The 18,621-nt window shown below is 39.6% G+C and carries 14 protein-coding genes and 2 tRNA genes; 6 read left to right on the top strand and 10 right to left on the bottom strand.

Going from position 1 to position 18,621, the window contains the following annotated elements; all coding sequences use genetic code 11:
* Positions 1–39: 39 nt before the first annotated feature.
* From ACYVFA_RS22120 to ACYVFA_RS22100, 5 genes are all read right to left on the bottom strand, one after another.
* Positions 40–113, bottom strand: a tRNA-Pro gene (locus tag ACYVFA_RS22120).
* A 92-nt stretch (positions 114–205) separates the two neighbouring features.
* Positions 206–293, bottom strand: a tRNA-Ser gene (locus ACYVFA_RS22115).
* Between the two features lie 109 nt (positions 294–402).
* Positions 403–1,131 carry a TonB family protein gene (locus ACYVFA_RS22110; protein ID WP_460474046.1) on the bottom strand — a complete coding sequence of 243 codons (729 nt, stop codon included), beginning with the start codon at positions 1,129–1,131 and terminating at the stop codon, positions 403–405.
* 65 nt (positions 1,132–1,196) lie between these two features.
* Complete coding sequence (locus tag ACYVFA_RS22105) at positions 1,197–1,946, bottom strand: TonB family protein (RefSeq protein WP_460474045.1); 750 nt, start codon at positions 1,944–1,946, stop codon at positions 1,197–1,199.
* Between the two features lie 18 nt (positions 1,947–1,964).
* Complete coding sequence (locus tag ACYVFA_RS22100; RefSeq protein ID WP_460474044.1) at positions 1,965–3,473, bottom strand: acetyl-CoA carboxylase biotin carboxylase subunit; 1,509 nt, start codon at positions 3,471–3,473, stop codon at positions 1,965–1,967.
* A gap of 490 nt (positions 3,474–3,963) precedes the next feature.
* Between ACYVFA_RS22100 and ACYVFA_RS22095 the strand changes: the two genes are divergently transcribed.
* Both ACYVFA_RS22095 and ACYVFA_RS22090 read left to right on the top strand, forming a co-directional pair.
* Complete coding sequence (locus ACYVFA_RS22095) at positions 3,964–5,229, top strand: aminotransferase class I/II-fold pyridoxal phosphate-dependent enzyme (RefSeq protein ID WP_460474043.1); 1,266 nt, start codon at positions 3,964–3,966, stop codon at positions 5,227–5,229.
* Between the two features lie 231 nt (positions 5,230–5,460).
* Positions 5,461–5,637, top strand: a complete 177-nt coding sequence (locus tag ACYVFA_RS22090; protein ID WP_460474042.1) for a histone H1 — start codon at positions 5,461–5,463, stop codon at positions 5,635–5,637.
* A gap of 59 nt (positions 5,638–5,696) precedes the next feature.
* On the opposite strand, the gene ACYVFA_RS22085 is transcribed toward ACYVFA_RS22090, so the two are convergent.
* Positions 5,697–6,104 (bottom strand): MaoC family dehydratase, encoded by a 408-nt coding sequence (locus ACYVFA_RS22085; RefSeq protein WP_460474041.1) that lies wholly within the window; start codon positions 6,102–6,104, stop codon positions 5,697–5,699.
* Positions 6,105–6,524: 420 nt separating this feature from the next.
* Positions 6,525–8,966 carry an outer membrane beta-barrel family protein gene (locus ACYVFA_RS22080; RefSeq protein ID WP_460474040.1) on the bottom strand — a complete coding sequence of 814 codons (2,442 nt, stop codon included), beginning with the start codon at positions 8,964–8,966 and terminating at the stop codon, positions 6,525–6,527.
* An 871-nt stretch (positions 8,967–9,837) separates the two neighbouring features.
* Here ACYVFA_RS22080 and ACYVFA_RS22075 point away from each other — a divergent pair.
* Positions 9,838–12,627, top strand: a complete 2,790-nt coding sequence (locus tag ACYVFA_RS22075) for a glycoside hydrolase family 2 protein (RefSeq protein WP_460474039.1) — start codon at positions 9,838–9,840, stop codon at positions 12,625–12,627.
* Positions 12,628–12,795: 168 nt separating this feature from the next.
* On the opposite strand, the gene ACYVFA_RS22070 is transcribed toward ACYVFA_RS22075, so the two are convergent.
* A complete protein-coding gene (locus ACYVFA_RS22070; RefSeq protein WP_460474038.1) occupies positions 12,796–13,494 on the bottom strand; it encodes a tetratricopeptide repeat protein in 699 nt (232 codons plus the stop codon).
* A 108-nt stretch (positions 13,495–13,602) separates the two neighbouring features.
* On the opposite strand from ACYVFA_RS22070, the gene ACYVFA_RS22065 reads away from it, so the two are divergent.
* From ACYVFA_RS22065 to ACYVFA_RS22055, 3 genes are read left to right on the top strand one after another with little or no spacing between them, the layout of a single operon-like run.
* Positions 13,603–14,481 carry a PDDEXK family nuclease gene (locus tag ACYVFA_RS22065; protein ID WP_460474037.1) on the top strand — a complete coding sequence of 293 codons (879 nt, stop codon included), beginning with the start codon at positions 13,603–13,605 and terminating at the stop codon, positions 14,479–14,481.
* Between the two features lie 9 nt (positions 14,482–14,490).
* Positions 14,491–15,417, top strand: coding sequence for a tRNA (adenosine(37)-N6)-dimethylallyltransferase MiaA (gene miaA, locus ACYVFA_RS22060; protein ID WP_460474036.1), 927 nt, complete (start codon positions 14,491–14,493; stop codon positions 15,415–15,417).
* Between the two features lie 52 nt (positions 15,418–15,469).
* Positions 15,470–17,053, top strand: coding sequence for a ThuA domain-containing protein (locus ACYVFA_RS22055; RefSeq protein WP_460474035.1), 1,584 nt, complete (start codon positions 15,470–15,472; stop codon positions 17,051–17,053).
* 38 nt (positions 17,054–17,091) lie between these two features.
* On the opposite strand, the gene ACYVFA_RS22050 is transcribed toward ACYVFA_RS22055, so the two are convergent.
* Positions 17,092–17,694 (bottom strand): histidine kinase, encoded by a 603-nt coding sequence (locus ACYVFA_RS22050; RefSeq protein ID WP_460474034.1) that lies wholly within the window; start codon positions 17,692–17,694, stop codon positions 17,092–17,094.
* Positions 17,695–17,905: 211 nt separating this feature from the next.
* On the bottom strand, positions 17,906–18,586 hold the full coding sequence (locus ACYVFA_RS22045) for a hypothetical protein (RefSeq protein ID WP_460474033.1): 681 nt from the start codon (positions 18,584–18,586) through the stop codon (positions 17,906–17,908).
* Positions 18,587–18,621 lie beyond the last annotated feature (35 nt).

Raw genomic sequence — 18,621 nt, 5'->3', positions numbered from 1 at the left:
AAAAGCCTTCTCGAAAATGAATTCAAGAAGGCTTTTATGTCGGGGTGGCCAGATTCGAACTGACGACCTTCTGCTCCCAAAGCAGACGCGATACCGGGCTACGCTACACCCCGAGGGCGGTATCTTTAAATTTGAGAATGCAAAGGTAGGAAAATTTATTTTAAAATCAAAAAAATATTTTTCAAAAATTTTTCTACTTATCTCGCGGAGAGGGCGGGATTCGAACCCGCGGTACGCTTTAGACGTACGACAGTTTAGCAAACTGCTCCTTTCGGCCACTCAGGCACCTCTCCTTTCCCGTTTGGGACTGCAAATATACGGGCTCATTTGATTTTATCAAAAACTGAACCCTATTTTTTCTTAATTTTTTTCAAAATATACTTTTGCGCTTAAAAACACTCGTCAAAGAAAGCTAATCGGAACTGTATGAATAACTTTTACAGGAGTGTCACCTCTCAAAGCAGGTTGCCATCCCTCAATCAGTTTCACTACTCTGATGGCCTCGGCATCTAAATCTTTATCTCCTTTTTTCAGTACACTGAAGTCGGAGGTCTTTCCGGTTTCATCAATGATGAAACGCACATAGACTCTGCCTCTGGCACCGGTTCTGAAAGCATTGACGGGTATACGCAGGTTTCGGCCAATCATTTCTAATAAGGCATAGTTTCCGCCAACAATCATTGGCGGGCGGCTAAGCGCTTCATAAGTTGTATCGGCACCACTAATCACCTGATAGGTCGTTTTATCAGGGTCAGTCTTGAATGATACGATTTCTTTTTTTGTATAATCGTATGCCTGGTCTAATTCGCCTCCGGCCAGAAAATATTTCCAGATCCCTGTTTTCTCGTCTTTGGCATAATTCCCGATGCTCATTACATTCAGGTTCATTCCATAACGAATCCAGGTGCTATCTCTCTGATTGAGTTTATAGTTGCCTTCTTCTACCAGTTTATTATTCATCCACTTTTTGTAAGGGCCTTGCCTTACTTTTCTGGCCTCTTTCAATACATAATATTCTTCCTTGATATTGTTGAAAGGGCTGGGGGCTGAGGTGTCGGTCACTTTCTTTAATTCCTGACCAAATGTGGTCAATGCGCTAAGCATGAACACAGCGATAAGTAGTTTTTTCATAGTCACCTAAAAAGTTGTTATCTGGTTTATTTCAATTTCGTGCGATTCTTTATTTTTTAATTCTATTAAGGTTCAATAATTTCATCAGTATCAAATGTAATCGGAACGATATGAATGACCTTGACAGGTTTGCCATCTTGCATAGCGGGAAGCCAATCGTCAATCAGTTTTACTAACCTGATTGCTTCTTCATCAAATATTTTATTCCCTCGTTTGATTACTTTAAAACGCGACCGCTTCCCTTTTTCATCAATAATGAAACTTACATGAATCCGGCCTACATTATTGTTCTTTAAGGCTGAAACCGGATAACGTAAATTATTGGCTACGGTCATAAAATAGGAGAATCGCCCACCAATATTTATAGGTGGTCGGCTAAGCGTTGAATAGGTAGTGTCCTTGCCGGTAATAATCTGGTGATATGTGCCATTATTCTCCGGTTTAAAATAAACAAGTTCGTTGGTTGTATAGTCATATTTTTGTTCCAATTCTCCTGTTGGTAAATAAAATTCTACAATTCCTTTTCCTTTATTAGGGCTCAGATGCATAACTACTAACGGATTACGATGAGAGCCGTATCGAATCCAGATACTATCTTTTTTATTGTATTTATAATACCCCTCCATAAAAAGTATCTCATTTATCCATTTTTTATAGAGTCCATGTTTTACTTTTTTTGCATCTCTTAATACATAATACTCTTCTCTGATTTTCAACGATGCATGAGAAGAGTCCGTTTTAACTACTTTCCTCACCTCCTGACTAAGAGCAGTCAAGGCACTCAGCATCAGCGCAGCGATTAGTATTCTTTTCATAGTCACGTAGGCATTAATCTATCTCATTTTTGTGCGATTCCTTCGCCATTGGCTCGTATTACTTACCAGGGCGCCGTTAGTATCGGCGGCTTTGGGTTTGTTTTTATTCTTCAATAATTCGGCGGCTAATACGGCTACTATTTCCAGTTCGTTTTTATCGGTTTCTTCTTCTAAAACTTCCGGCGTAAAGTATAAGCTTACGAAACGGGTATCGAAATGGCCACTTACAAAGGCTTCGTGTCTGAGTGCGAATTTGCAGAAGGGTAGGGTAGTGGCTACGCCTGTTATCTTGAACTCATCAATGGCGCGAATCATCTTTTCTATGGCTTCTGTGCGGTCGTTTCCATAGCTGATGAGCTTGGCTATCATCGGGTCATAATAAATCGGAATTTCCATTCCTTCTTCGATGCCATCGTCTACCCGGACACCATTTCCTTGTGGGCGTACATAGGTTTGCAATGTACCCACGTTAGGTAAGAAATTATTGGCTGGGTCTTCGGCACAGACACGTACTTCAATGGAGTGTCCTTTTATCTGCAAATCCTCCTGTTTCATGCTTAAAGGCTTGCCCTCTGCCACATGAATCATTTCTTTTACTAAATCAATGCCTGTTATTAATTCCGTAACCGGGTGTTCAACCTGTAGGCGAGTATTCATTTCCAGGAAATAGAAATCCAGATTTTCGTCTACAATGAACTCAACTGTACCGGCGCCATAATAATTACACGCCTTTGCCACATTCACTGCACAAACGCCCATGGCTTCTCTGATGGCCGGGGTTAATACGGCCGATGGCGCTTCTTCAATCACTTTCTGGTGGCGGCGTTGGATAGAGCATTCACGTTCAAACAAATATACCACATTGCCGTGTTGATCGCCCATTACCTGTATTTCTATGTGTTTGGGCTTGGTGATATATTTTTCGATGAAACAGGAACCGTTGCCAAAGGCTGAGATTGCCTCACCTACGGCTCTGTCCATTTGTTCGTCAAATTCTTCTTCTTTTTCTACTACTCGCATTCCTTTTCCACCACCTCCGGCACTGGCTTTTATCAGAATCGGATAACCGATTTCGGCTGCTTTGGCTTTGGCTGCTACGCGGTCGGTAATGGCATCGGGCGTGCCGGGCACCATCGGGATATTGTATGAGGCTACGGCGTGTTTAGATGAAAGCTTATCACCCATGATTTCGATAGATTCGGGTGATGGGCCGATAAAGATGAGTCCGGCATCTTTTACTGCTTTTGAAAAGCCCGCATTTTCAGAAAGGAAGCCATAGCCCGGATGAATGGCATCTACGCCCAGACTTTGCGCTACTGCTATGATTTTATCGCCTAGTAAATAAGATTCTTTAGAAGGGGGAGGGCCAATGCATACGGCTTCGTCGGCATATTTTACGTGTGGCGCATTGCGGTCTGCCTCCGAAAAAACGGCTACTGTACTGATTCCCATTTCACGGGCGGTTCGCATGACGCGAAGCGCGATTTCACCTCTGTTTGCTACGAGAATTTTTTTTATTGTTGGCATATTGAATTACTGGCTGTATAAGTTGTGAGTATATTTTGTTCGAAATCAAAAAATAATCGTTCTCGTATGTAAGATTGGGCTAAAGCCAATGCAGATGATTGCTTTCCTGTTATCCCCATTTAAAAATGGGGGCTATTGATTTATTCAATTACCTCCAGCTTTAACTGGAGAAATATTAAATTGACAAAATCTAATTGGCTTTAGCCAAAACGTTTCAGCAAGCAAATTTTAAAAGAACCGTTAATTCTTGAATTCTAATAATATACTCTTGTTTCAGATTACGAAGTAACAGTAAAATCTCATTTATTTTTGAATATTTATTTAAAAATCTTGGACATTTTTCATAAAATAGGCTGGCCCCCTTATAGACTGCTTGTTATCCATCCAAAATATTGATACTTTTGTCGAAAAAATGAAGATTTCTTCATCATTTTATTGTTAATTAATCAGGCAACGAGCAATCCCGTTCCTTCATTTCCTCCTTATTATAATGGCAAGAGATATTTTTGATAAAACAATTAGCGATTTAGGATCTATTGGTACTGCTGCAAAACAGCTTAGCGCTCACCACTACTACTCTTTCCCAAGATTAACCGGCGAATTAGGGCCTCATATGGAATTCAATGGCAAACCTGTATTGAACTGGTCGTTGAATAACTATTTAGGTTTGGCAAATCACCCTGAAGTACGTCAGGCAGATACAGAAGCAACGGAACAATACGGATTAGCGTATCCGATGGGTGCCAGAATGATGACGGGTAATACAGAAATACACGAGGCGTTTGAAAAAGAGCTGGCAGCCTATGTAGGTAAAAAAGATTCTTTCCTGTTGAACTATGGTTATCAGGGTGTTATGTCGGTCATTGAGTGTATTGTTGACCGTCGTGATGTGATTGTGTATGATGCAGAAAGCCATGCGTGTCTGATAGATGGTATCCGTTTACACAAGGCTAAGGGGGGAGAATATTACAAGTTTGTGCATAACGATATGGACAGCCTTGAAAAGAACTTAATCAGAGCTACCAAATTGGCAGAAGAAAGAGGCGGTGGAATATTGGTGATTACTGAGGGGGTATTTGGTATGTCGGGTAAGGTTGGTTCATTAGATAAAATTGTTGAATTAAAGAAAAAGTATAGCTTCCGTTTATTGGTAGATGATGCGCACGGTTTCGGAACGATGGGTGCTACTGGCGCTGGTGTTCCTGAGCATTTTGGTGTGCAGGATGAGGTGGATTTACACTTCTGTACATTTGCCAAATCAATGGCGGCTATCGGGGCATTTATCGCGGCTGACCCAGAGGTGGTGATGTTTTTGAAATACAATATGCGTTCACAAACCTATGCAAAGGCGTTACCGATGCCGTATGTATTGGGTGGCATGAAACGTCTGGAACTGATTAAAAATCACCCGGAATACAGAGAGCAATTGTGGACAATTGTACGTGCTTTGCAGGATGGTTTCCGTAAACGTGGTTTCGATATTGGTGATACTACTTCGCCAGTTACTCCGGTATTGTTGCATGGTAATTATGACCTGCCAACGGTTACGAATCTGATTCGTGACCTGAGAGAAAACATGGGTATTTTCTGCTCGGTAATCATTTATCCGGTGGTGCCAAAAGGCGTTATTATGCTCCGTATCATCCCTACGGCTTCGCATACGCTGGAAGATGTAGAATATACGATGGATTGTTTTGAGAAAGTACAGGCAAAGTTACAGGCAGGCGAATATGCTCCTTTGACATTAGCTGAATAATATAGCCCAAAACGCCATTTTCAGGCGATAAAGGCAACATTTAGTAGAGAGTAACGTTAAAAAGTCAGGCATAGACCTGACTTTTTGCGTTTTTTAATAAAAAAGGCCGTTTTTAGATGGTATTTTTTGTAGAAAAATTTGTAATTTTCATCAATCTATCTAACTTGCAATTAGTTTATTTCGTATTTAAGTAGATAATTTCATTCATTAACCAAATCCGTTACAATTACTATGAACAAGTACAAAGAACTCAGTGACCTTGTTGCTTCATTAGCAGGAGATTTTGACAAATTCTATGAAAAAGGCAACAAAGCTGCTGGCACAAGAGTTAGAGCCGGTATGGCGCAATTGGCGGCTTGGGCAAAAGCCACAAGAGCCGAAGTACAGTCCATAAAAAATGGTGAATAAAACCGCTTTTGTCTAAAAATTTGTGTAGAGAGATAAGCTCTGATTCCGAGCTTATCTCTCTATATTTTTTCAGGGTGCATTAAAGTCGCCAGACCTCTGATGGTGCGGCGTGAAGTGCCCTTGATAAATACCTCTCCGGTTATCTCTGCCACGTGTTTTTCACGGTCAACGGTCATTACCGTAAATACCACTTCATAGTCTGTATCCACAAACATCGGGAAAAGATATTCGGTCTCCTGTTTCATATAGACAGAACCCTCGCCCGGGAACTCCATACCAAGAATGCGCGTAAAAACACTACTACTCAAGTGCCCGTGAATAATCGGACGTTTGAAGCGGGTTTTGGCGGCATATTCAGGGTCTAGATGCAAAGGGTTTTTATCTCCGGTTACTTCGGCAAATTTCTGCACATCTTCCTGCGAGAAGCGAAATTCGTATTTGTAGGTATCTCCAATTTCTAAAAGCATAAGAATGGGGTTTATTAAGAAATGATTGCAAATATAGGGATTAGTATAATATTATTTTTATTTGATGAGATGATGGAGGTTGTGGTTGGTACTTCTGGTATTTAAGTGAATATGTAGGGTATGCCTTATATTATTTTGTTTTCTTAGTCCTTGGTGTTACTTTTTTTACCTGAAAAAAAGTAACCAAAAAAGCAGGCATCATTTAAACTCGTACAATTAAAAACCTGCTATATCTCTTCTTATTGCACAAGCTTTCTCTCGGTTTTTAATCGTACTCAAACAGGAAATGATGTTTTAAGGTAACAATTTTTAGTTGTTATTTTTAATATGTTCATTCCTATGATTCTAAGCTTTATAAATAAAAAAAGGCGAACCAGTCTATAATCTTCTGGTTCGCCTCATGATAAGCTCAATACCTAATTAATTTTCTGCGCCTTGTGTATCATCATTTCTGATGCCACGTTTGTTCTTTTTGATGGATTCTTTGAGTTTACCGAATTTATAGTTCAGGCTGAAGTTGAATGATCTGAAATAATTTTGCTGCTCACTGTATTGCAGAAAATCAGGGCCAAATGAATCTCTGATATTTCTACGGTATTTATTGAAAGGGTTATTGAAAGAGGCTGAAAATGATAATTTGTCTTTTACGACATCTTTATTCACGCTGGCCGAGTAACCAAAGTAATGATTGGTTTTTTCCTGGATATTAATATTCGGCCCGTTATAATTGATATTGATATTTACCCGCCAGTCTTTCTCTAATCTATAGCCTGATGAAAGATTTGCCCCATACATGAGCCCTTTGTTTTTGATGAGTTTTCCATTAATAATACCCTCTGTCATGGCATTAGCCATTCTGGAGTTGATGCTCATGTTCCATTTTTTCGTGATAGGATGGTTGAAATTGACAATAACCATCGGTAATAATTTAGCTTTACCAACATTGCCAAAAGATGAGCGTGTAATGCCCGTAGCCGGATCATAAACAATGACAGGGAAAAACATATCTTTAATAAACATATATCCAACACTTAGGCTGAAAGAGCTTTTGCCTGACCAGTTGTAGCCTATATTGATATCATTCATAATAGAAGGTTTCAAATCAGGATTACCTGTGCGCTCAAAACTAGGATTCGAACGGTCAATAAAAGGATTGAGCTGATAAATATTAGGTCGTCTGATGCGTTGCGTATAACCGAAATTCAGACCAGATTTTTTGAATTTCCGGTTGATTGAAATCGTAGGAATGACATTAAAGTAATTCTGACTTACTTTTGAATTGGTAGTAGCAAAATCCGCATCGAGCACGGTTTGTTCTACTCTTACACCTGCTTTTATACCCCATTTCTTGAAATTATATTGATAGGTATTATAGATGCCGTAGATATTCTGTGTATTAGAAAATTTATTGCTGAGCTGGGCTAAAATCTCATAATTATCGGTATCCGAATTATAGGTGCGGTATTCAAAATTACTCTTATTATCTCTCAGGATGCCTTTCACCCCTGCTTCTATGGTCAGCTTTTTGATAGGATGTACATAATCGACCTGTACGGTATGTTCTGAGAATAGCTGGTCGTTTACCTGGCGATAATTGGGTAAATCATAGTTGATACGATCCGAAATGCCAATGATATTATCTTGTCCGCTGTCAAAACCATAGTATCTATATGAAAATGTAAGCAGTCGGTTCTTGTCTGCCTTGAAACCTAACTGATAGTTCAGCGCCGCATCAAAGCCAGAACCTGTGCCATTGCCTGTATTATTAAGGTAATAGCGTTGTAAGATTTCGCTGCCTTTTGTCAGGTCAGAACTCTGGGTGCCTAACCCATCATTTCTGTTGCCGTTGATGTTAAATTGTCCCGAAATCAGGTTCAGGCTATCTAACTCATAACTCAGCTCTAGCCCCAGATAGCCACTCTGGCTTTTTGATTCGTTGAACGCACGCTGATTGAGCGTTGTTGAAGATTCTCCAAAAGTATTTCGGGTAACGAAGGTGGCATATTGAGGATTGTTATAAATATTGCCACCGCCAAAAGCAGAGAGTCCCCATTTTCCCATTTTAGCAGAAACTGAGCCCCCAATGCCGGGGCCACCCACCGGAAAACGTTCGCTTACATTTACACTGCCGTTATACCCATTGGTTACATTCTTATTGGTAATGATATTGATAATACCTGAAAGACCTTCCGCATCGTATTTGGAAGGTGGAGTGGTGATCACTTCAATGCGCTGGATAGAGGAGGCAGGCATACTTCTGAGTATATCTTTATAATTCCTTTCGACCATGCTTGATGGCTTCCCATTAATCAATATCTTGAAGTCAGAGTTTCCTTTCAGTTGGATATTATCTTCGGCATCAAGCGAAAGATAGGGCACTTTTTTCATCATATCCAGTACGCTGAATACTTTGCTTTCGGGGTCGGCCTGAGTATCGTAAGAAATACGGTCTACTTCCTGTTTTACGATTTGTTTAGTAGCACTCACTTTTACTTCTTTCAAACCAAGGGCTTCTTCATTAATAAATATTTTACCTAAATCAAGCATAGTTCTGGTTGAATCAGATAAATCGGCTGATACTGTTTTTCCTTTATATCCAACCCCTGATATAACAAGATAATATTTAGCTGGTTTGAGTCCGACAAATCTGAATGAGCCATCTGCCTTAGAATAATCTACTTTTACGGATGCATTTTTGTCTTTCATCAGCGCAACGGTAATGAAATCAGGATTTTTCTGTGAGAGTGAATCAATAAGAATCCCGGTAATCTGCTGGCCCTTTGGGGCGTTTTGTGCGTGAGCATAGGCGGAGAGTAGCAAGCCTGCCAAAGCAAGCATGCCAGTTAGTAATAGCTTTTTCATGAGTTTTTAATCGTTTTTGTATTTAAAAGGCAATAGTTTTTCATCAGGGCAAAATGCCCTTAAAAATTTTCACTCATGACTCTTTAATGTCATGTAGTGAAGAAACCCTTATCGATGATAAGGTTTGATGATTTTAATCTGTGATCCTACAAATATATAATAAGGTACTTTGTAATACAAGGTAATATGTAAATTAATTTATTGGTTTAGATTGCAAAGGAATCTGAATGATTAGATGCAGGTTAGTGAAAAAGGTTACAGTGTAGTGGTTTATTGAAAACTATAGGATTATCAAAAATTGATAAAACACTTAACAAAGCTTTGATAGTATAGATAAACAAACAATGAAAAAGAACATTACATAAAAAAGTTTTGGCTAAAGCCAATTAGGATAATTACTTTCTTAATTACTATTGAATCAATTGCCTCCTGCTTTAGCTGAAGGTAAAAGTGTTTAAATTGCACCCTTGTTTTGGCTTTAGCCCAATTATCTGCCATTGTCTCCATCAATAAGGCTATTATTTGAGAGCGATTATTTTGTGAATCTTTATAATTAATTTAATCCCACTCCCCAACAGTTTGATTTTACCAAAAACCTTTCCGAAAACTTTGAAATTACAATTCAAAACCTGAAATTTATTGAAGTACAGTATAAACTAAAACTATTGACATAAAAGACAAAAAAGGATGTGAAATACACCTGACAGAGGCTTCACCCACTACCAACAAGCCACTCAAGCAGCATCAGAAAAGGTAGACGCTACGGTGAATACCTTTTTGCATCAGGGCAAGGATAGTTTTATCATCCATGAGTTAAAAATTTAAACAAGTTCACTAAATTAGCCTTTCAAAACTATTCACCTAAAATTGTATGAACCGTATGATCTATTCGAGAAAATTACTTTACCTATTATGTTATTTCCTGATTCTCAATCTCTCTGCCCAAGAGACTATTCCCTTACCCGAGCATCCAAGACCTGATTTTGAAAGAGCCAACTGGCAGAATCTGAACGGAAACTGGGCGTTTGAATTTGATAAAAATGATGTGGGTGTTACTCAGAAATGGCATTCTACTGCCAAACCTTTCACTAAAACCATCAGTGTGCCGTTTCCGTGGGGTTCTCCGCTATCGGGTGTGAAAGATGAAGCTGATATTGCCTGGTATAAAAAATCAATCACGGTTAGTCCGGCATGGAAAGGCAAGAGAGTATTTGTTACTATTGGTGCATCTGACTGGGAAACGACGGTGTGGCTGGATGGAAAATTGTTGGGCAGCCACAAAGGCGGTTATACACCATTTTCGTTTGAATTAACCAATGTAAAATACGGAGCGAAACAAAATCTGGTTATCAGAGTAGATGATAAACGCCGCGAGTTTACGCTCTATGGCAAACAAGGCTATGGCAATGCCCGTGGTTTATGGCAAACAATTTATCTGGAAGGCCGTGGACAAAACTATGTAGATGCCATTCATTTTACGCCTGATATTGATAAATCAGAAGTAAAAGTGACAACCTATCTGTCTAAACCTGCTGCACAGGATATTGCTTTATCAGTAAGTATTGATGGCACGCAAAGTACGGCTACCAGACAAACTTTCCCGAAAGGACAGACTGAATATTCATTTACTATTCCGATGCCGTCGGCTCATTTATGGGATCTGGAAGACCCGTATTTGTATAATGCGACTGTGAAACTGGGCGACGATGAAGTGAAGTCTTATTTTGGTATGCGCAAGATTTCAACTGTGAATCTGCCGGGTACTAATTATAAATACATAGCCCTGAATAATAAGCCCGTGTATATGCAATTGACACTTGACCAATCGTATCATCCGGATGGATTCTATACTTTTCCGACGGATGAGTTTATGAAAAACGAAATTCTGATTGCTCGTAATATTGGTCTGAATGGTATCCGTACGCATATTAAAGTAGATGTGCCTCGTAAACTCTACTGGGCTGATAAATTGGGGGTATTGGTGATGTCTGATTTGCCTAATAGTTGGGGACAACCTGATAAAAATGCACAACAGGAATCGGAATATACGTTGAAAGAGATGATTAAGCGTGATTATAATCACCCGGCCATTTTCTCGTGGATTACTTTCAATGAAACGTGGGGTTTGCGTACAAAGAAAGAAGTAAATGGTAAGGTTGAAAACATTTATACGCCTGAAACACAGAAATGGGTAGCTTCGGTATATCGTCTGGCTAAGTCTTTAGATGGTACCCGTCTGGTAGAAGATAATTCTATTTGTTGCGGCGCTGGTCATACCGAAACTGATATTAACTCATGGCACGAATACCTGCCTGGCTGGTCTTGGGAAGATCATCTGAAAATGATTGACCAAAATACTTACGTGGGTAGCGATTTCCATTATGAAAAAGGATATAAGCAAACCGATGTACCTAATATTAACTCGGAATGTGGGAATGTGTGGGGTTATGAAGGCAGCACAGGCGATTGCGACTGGAGCTGGGATTATCACCAGATGATTAATGTGTTCAGGAAATATCCGAAAATTGCCGGTTGGTTGTATACCGAGCATCATGATGTGATAAACGAGTGGAACGGTTATGTGCGTTTCGACCGTAGTGAAAAAGATTTAGGTTTACAGGATATAGTAAAAGGCATGAGTGTAAGAGACTTTCATTCACCTTTCTATATTTCAACGGGAAATACAATTTCAAAAAACGCTCAGCCTAATGAAGTGGTAACTGTTCCGCTATATGCTTCGTTCATGACTGATAGAACTGATGTTGGCAATAAACTGACTTTGAAAATCAACCTATATGGCTATGATGCTTTAGGACAGGAAAAAACCTGGAGTAGCATGGAGCGCACCGTTGATTACCAACCCTGGTTACAGAAAGAGTTACCGTCGTTAGATGTGAAAATGCCTAACGAAAAAGCCGTGGTAACGATGTCGTTGGTATTAGTTGATAATGGAGGTAATGAATTGCACCACAATGTGATGAACTTTATTGTAGATGCGCCAACGCCTACGGAAATTGTGATGCTATCAGGCAAAAAGGCTAAACTGGTAAGTGTAGATGCAAAGAACTTCAAAAGTGCCAAATGGTCGGCCAAACAATGGAATGTACTGGACGGACTGAAAGTAAACGGCGCTGGCAATGGCTATTTTGAATATGCGTTTAAAGTACCAGCGGGTGTTGATTTGAATAATGTAGAAAACGTAGCTTTTGTGGTAGAAGCAGGAGCGAAGCAGTTGTTTGCCAAAGATATGGACAAGAAGCTGAAAGGCAACGAAAACTATATGTTAGGTGCTATTGCAGATCCTGTGCAAAACCCGAATGCCTATGCTATGACCGACATGAAGAAATTTCCGAGTTCGGTTTCGGTAAGTGTGAATGGTGTTCCGGCCGGACGCTATGATTTACCTGATGATCCATCAGATCACCGTGGGGTATTATCATGGCATAACCAGTTGAGAGACAAAAAGCTTCGCGAGGCTGGTTCTTATGGTTATCGTTTAGGCGTGAACATTCCACAAAAAGCGATTGAAGAAGCGAAGAAGACAGGTGAGATAGTTGTGAAACTCGAAGTGCCTGAAAGCATGAATGGAGGCTTGGCGATTTATGGCGATAAATTCGGTCGTTATCCGTTGAACCCGACCTTAGCGTTTGTTTTGAAATAGCCATATCCAAAGGTACACAAGAGACAGGGCATTGCCTTGTCTCTACAAATTATGCACTCCAAAAGAATGCAGACGCAGAGGTTTATTTATGAAGCTCATTAAATAAAAATGGGCACACACCGGAAAAGTTTGTATGCCCATTTCTTTTACTTATGTATTTAAAGCGGATTAATTCTGTTTGGGTGTCGGCGTATTCTGTTCGTTCGGCAGGATAATAACCGTTGGAGGAACGGTTGATGGCTTTCTTGGGCTAGCCACCGGAACCGCACTTTGTGCAGAGGTGGTAGAAGTTTTACCATTCTGAACTGGCTCAGATACCATTACCGGAGCGCCGTCTGTTACACCGGTATCTTTAATAGAAGCCTCACATTGTCTGATTGTCATGGCAATTCCCTCGTCCATCAAACCCTCTCTGATTGCCTGATGATAGAACATAATGGCTCTCTTAAGCATATCTGCAGTGGCCTTTGGGGTATTTTGTCTCCAGGCCAGGCGTTGTAATTCAGCTCCTTGTGCCAAAGTGATTTTAGGCAATTCGCCTTTATGCGGGTCATCAGGGTTCATGCTGATGAGTTCAATCAGGTTACTTTTAGCAGGCTCATATTTGCGCATGGCATTATAATCCTGGAATTTTTTGGTAAGATACATAGCATGCGACGAGTTAGTCACCTGATCAGCAATCTTGCTTTCTGATTGAAATTCAGGTAATTTCGCGCATTCACGATAACGGAAAAATGCATCCCAGTAACGACCGGCTTTAAAATAATCATCAGCCTCCTGCAATAAGTAAGCGCGGGTTGTTTGTCCAAAAGCTGAAGTTGAGAGCGAAATAATTCCCAACATCCAGAAAAAACGCATAGTCTTCATAAGAAAACGGTATTTATAGTTCTTAGCGGTTTTTAATATTGATTTTGATAATTAAACGTCGATAATAATAAAAAAATTGAAAGAAACCGTTAAAAATTAATTAAAAATTTGAAACGCTTCGTCAACGAAATAGCTGGTTTTATCCGTCAACATAGTAATATACCATTTCTATACAATTTTGATGCCTTTCCGTCATCGCCTTTTACTTATATCTATCTGCCTGAAAAACAGATGGTTATCCATTGTGTAAGCCTGGAACCGCAGCTACAAGATGGGCAATTTTTTCAACATCTGAGTGAGAGCTTTACACAGCAAGGTTTAAGAGTTATCCATTTATGGGAAGATGTCTGGCATACGCAAGAGGCTATCGTGCAATCGAGGTTACTATCTATTTTAGGGAAATCGGCCACAATTCCGGCAAGGTTGACTAAAAACAGACGTATTGATAAACCGACATTGGATGCGTTTCTGTCAGAGAATCATTTACAGATTCCGACCGGGGCCAAGTTTAAGTATGGATTGTATTTGCCGAAACGATATTTCAGAGTGATAGATGTAGAGAAGAATAGGCTTACGGAAATGCTACGTGAATCATTGGAAGCGAGCGAAGAGATGCTAATGGCAGTGGCTTCTTTCAGTAGTGCCAGAACCTTTGTGCGTGCCGGAGTTTCTTATAGAAGTTTTGAGTTGATTCGTTTTGCCAATATGAAAGGGTTTACGGTTGTTGGAGGTTTTGATAAATTGCTGAAAGCCTTTATTAGAGAACAAAAACCGGATGATATTATGACTTATGCCGATGCCGATTGGTCGGATGGGGCAAGCTATGAAAAACTGGGTTTTGAAAGGATAGAATTGACAGCCCCACAATCGTTCGGATTGGATGAGAATCTTCAAAAAATCTGGAAAGGACAGGGACACAAAACCAGTGAAAAACAGGTATGGAATGCAGGTAGTTGGAAATATCTGTTGAAGTTAAAGCAAGGATAAATGGAAGAGATGAAAAAGCTGATAGTGATACTAGGCCCGACGGCATCTGGCAAAACCAGATTAGCTGTTGCCTTAGCCGCTAAAATCGGTGGTGAGATTATCAGTGCTGATAGCCGACAAGTGTATACTGGGATGACTATCGGCACAGGGAAAGATTATGAAGAATATAAGGATGCATCGGGCCTGAAAGTACCTTATCATTTAATAGATGTAGTAGAGGCCGGAGAAGAATATCATGTGGCTCGTTTTCAGAAGGATTTTCAGCAAGCTTATCAGGATATAGTGGGTAGGGAGAAGGTACCCATTCTTTGCGGTGGCTCTGGAATGTATATTGAAGCTGTTCTGAAAAATTATCAGCATACACAGGTTCCGATTGATGCTATTTTAAGAGAAGAATTGGAGGCAAAAACGTATGAGGAATTATTGAGCCAGTTTCAAGAGGAATATGAGCAATTTTATGCTGAAGCAGATACTTCTACCAAAAAACGATTAATCAGGGCTTTTGAGATTGCCCGGTTTATGCGGGATAATCCTCAGAGTAATCAAAAATCAGAGCCTTTTCAATCATTGATTTTTGGAATTGGTATTCCAACAGAAGTGCGTCGGGAACGCATTACCAAACGCTTGTATAAACGCCTGCAAGAAGGGATGATTGAAGAAGTGCAGGAATTGTTGAATAAGGGAATCAGTGCTGAAAAACTGATTTTTTATGGTTTGGAATATAAATTCATTACCGAATATCTGCTCGGACAAATGGCTTTTGACGATATGGTAATGAAACTGGAAGTAGCCATTCATCAATTTGCCAAACGCCAGATGACCTTTTTCAGAAGCATGGAGAAAAAAGACCTGACGATTCACTGGCTGGATGGGATGGATACTACGGAAAGTCTGATAAATGAGATAATTCGCCAGATTAAGGCAGAAGGCGCATAGAAATACAGAGATTCTTGGTTATTTTTGTAGAATAGAAACAATTCTGATACTGATGAAGCATTTAATAGTACTGTCTTTATTTTGCTTGTTTACGCACTTCGCTCTTGGGCAAAAGGTATTGGTATTTTATGATACAGCTAATGCCGCAGAACTAAGTACATTGGCGCAAACCGCTTCATCAAAAAAGGTTCTTTTAGATACCACTTCAAATCCTCTCCGATTCACAGAAAATACACTCAAAAACTATAATGCCATTGTTTTTCTGAATGTTTCAGCCAATCGTCTCAATTTCAGGCAGGCAGCAGAATTGCAAAGATTTATTCAGGCCGGAGGTGGTTTTGTAGGTATTGGTAAAGCGGCTGAACCTTCTTATAAATGGCTTTGGTATGAGAAAATTCTGGGAGGTAAACTGGCAGAAACGCAATTAGAAAATCCCACGCAACTGAGCCTCATTACCAATGCAAGCATAGGCAAAACAAGCTTGCCGCCACTCTGGAAAGTGAACGATAAACCTTTGATGTTTAATAATCTGCCTACCCGCTGCAAGCCTGTCTTATTAGATGTGATGGGTAAAACCTGGGCATGGTATTATACTACCGACGAAGGCGGAAAGTTATTCTATACGGCTCTGGGTTGTGAGCCTTCGGCTTATGCGACCCCTGATTTTATTAGCCATATCTGGTCGGGGATTGAAGAAGTATCTGCCAAAGTATTACCTGATTATGTGCGAATTGCCGGAAGTGCCCTGCCTGACGAGAAGAATTTTTTGAAGATTGTTTTAGCAGATCATTTGCAGAACCCACTGGCTCTGGCGACATTGAGAAATGAGAATGTGCTACTGGTAGAAGAAGATGGGAGTGTGAAAATGTATGAGGCCAGAAAAAGAAAGACTAATATCCTGGGCAAAATAGAAGTTCCTAAACTAAGAGCCATTAAACTTGACCCGGAGTTTTATCAGAATGGCTATGTTTATACTTTTTCAGAAACAGGGACTGAGGAATATAAAATCGGGCGAATGCAGATAATAGGAGATACTACGCTTGTCATGACAGATTTTAGTAGTCAATCGACTAACCCGCTGGTACACAATGCGGTGTATGATTTTGAACGCTATGCCAAAGCCCCTTACCGATTGCCGAAGTATTTTGACAAGAAATCTTTCAGATATGTGAACGAGCAAGGCTTGATACTGGAAACGCTGGACGAAGATGGCAATGTGAAAAACATTGAGCCTTTTCTGACTGATATGAAGTTTAACTATATCAAGGATTTGTCTTTTGGGGAAGACGGCGATTTATATTTTCTGGAAGATAATCAATTGAAGAAAATCGATTATTCGGAGGGAAACCGCAAGCCTATTGCTATTGCTACGGCAGATGTATTGACAGGGAATTTGCCTTTGAAAGTGAAGTTTTCGTCAGAGGGCTCAGTCGATTTTGATAAGAATGATAAGATTAGTTTTGAATGGAATTTTGATGGGGTCAATCAATCGACCGACCCCAATCCTGAGTTTACTTTTACCAAGCCGGGGCCTTATGAGGTTAAGCTAAAAGTAAACGATGCCAGCGGCGATTCGGCAGAAGCTATATTAAAAATTCAAGCCCTTAAAGCTCCAATAAAAGGCCGGAAAAAATAACCACCCTCCCCAGCAGAAGAAGGGTGATAAGTTCACGGCTATTTAGTTGGAATCTCAATAATAAAAGTTGTATTGGGTATCACGCCCTCGGTACGGCAATTCAGTTTTTCACCTACGTTTTTCACCAGTAAGTGAATTTTCATATTTGCATAATCACTTTGTTTCTGAATCAGATCCTCAATCTGTCTGAATACAAATAAGGGTTTCACCTGTATCGAATCAGTATTCAGATTGGTTTCTATTTCCTGAAAAAACTCCATTCGTTCGCCTAGTCTTTTTTTCTCCAGTTCAAGAAATAAAATAACGGTCTCAATCTCCTGCGCCAGCGAGATATTCTTTTGTTTGGAATTAACCGAGATAGATTTGAGTAAATTACTGAACTCTGTCAGGTATTGCGCAGCCTCCATCGGGCTATGCAGTAGCACGTACTGCTTAATCGAATTGAGGTTACTGTATAAAAACTGCGGATTACCCATAACATTCTCTAGCTCCTGTATTTTAGCCACAATGTGTGACTCTCTTTTTTGTTTCAAATAAGTTGTCAGACTCCACAAAAAACTAATCAGCAATAACAAACCCATTGCCACATACATAAACACATTCATTATCACTAATAAAAGAGTGGGATAAAAAAAAATCATAGCGATGGTTGTTTCGGCTTTTACAAATCTATTCAAATGCCGAGGTGGTGTAAAGGGACATTTAGTATTTGGGGGATTTTATACTATATCTGGTAGTTTTTGACGGGTATTTGGGGATGGGTAATGAAAAGGAATAGGCTGATTCGAAAAGGAAACAGGTGCAACAAAAATGTCTTATTGCACGCAGTAGATTTATATAATATCGGTATGGTTACAAATTATTAGTTTTACCTTTTTCTTTCAGAAGCTTTGATTTGAACATACGATACTTTAATTGCAGAAAGGCAGTAGGTACATAGAACCAGGTTGACTCAGTTCTTGAAACAGGTTTGAAGGGATACATAAAACCACCCTCAATACCTAATCTATTCCATTGATAGGCGGTTTTTGCGGTTAAGCCATAAGTATTATTATAAATGTGTAATGATCTTACATCTAATCCAGTTGGTAGATTGGGAAGATTAAATCCTTGAAACAGCTTGTGATTTTGATAGGCGCCTAAAGATACTGTCCAATGGCTTTTAAGATAATAATCATAATATAGACTAGTATTTAATGTTTCGTAAACAGTTAGAGCAGGGTCGAAGGCTATATTACCGTTTGGGTCCTGATACTGATGTTGAATAATTCGAATAAGCTTTAATTGAATATTTAAATTGAAATTTTTATTGTTACTGTATTCAGCATAGAAGCCCAGGGTTATTCTTGGCCTTAGGGTTGTATTTTTCTTTGAGTTAATTTGATAACTATTTCGGTATCGCTCCATAAATTCATAATTCTGGGTAAAGCCAGTCATTACACCTATTGAGAATTTAGGGGTGAGTCGGAGTTGAGAGAATCCTTCAAATGATAATAAAAATGCTAAAAAAAGGAAAAGGATTTTTCGTTTCATGACAAATGTATGCTATTAGAGTACGATACAGTTTA

Source organism: Emticicia fontis (genome assembly GCF_054779675.1).
The sequence above is the reverse complement of the archived record's forward strand: the minus strand, read 5'-3'. Positions and strand labels throughout refer to the sequence as shown.